Origin of the sequence: Massilia sp. CT11-108 (assembly GCF_047302915.1) — a bacterium.
Taxonomy (GTDB): domain Bacteria; phylum Pseudomonadota; class Gammaproteobacteria; order Burkholderiales; family Burkholderiaceae_D; genus Telluria; species Telluria orientalis.
Genome location: NZ_JBKYMO010001428.1, coordinates 1 through 303, shown reverse-complemented (window position 1 = coordinate 303; position 303 = coordinate 1). Strand labels below are relative to the sequence as shown.

The 303-nt window shown below is 73.6% G+C and carries 1 protein-coding gene; it reads right to left on the bottom strand.

Features of this window, described 5'->3' with window-relative positions; all coding sequences use genetic code 11:
- The coding region (locus ACEN88_RS35120; RefSeq protein ID WP_413347043.1) for a hypothetical protein at positions 1–303 on the bottom strand (303 nt) is incomplete at both ends.

Below are 303 nucleotides of genomic sequence, written 5' to 3'. Positions count from 1 at the left end.
GAACAGGCGCGCGTGCAGGCGGAGCAGGAGGCGCTGGCGCGCCAGCAGGCACGCATCGAGGCGGAACGCGCGCTGGCCGTCGCCGCCGAAGCCCGCGCCGCCGCGGAACAGGAGCAAACGATTCAACTGGCCGAACGGCTCGAAGCCCAGCAGCGCGAAATCGCCGCGCTGCGCGCCGAAACGGAAGCGCGCTTCGCCGCGGCCGAACGGGAGCACGCCACCCGGCTGCAGGCCCAGCGCGAAGCGTTGGCGGCCCAGCAGGCCGAATTCGACGCGCGCCGCGTGGCTGCCGAACAGGAACAC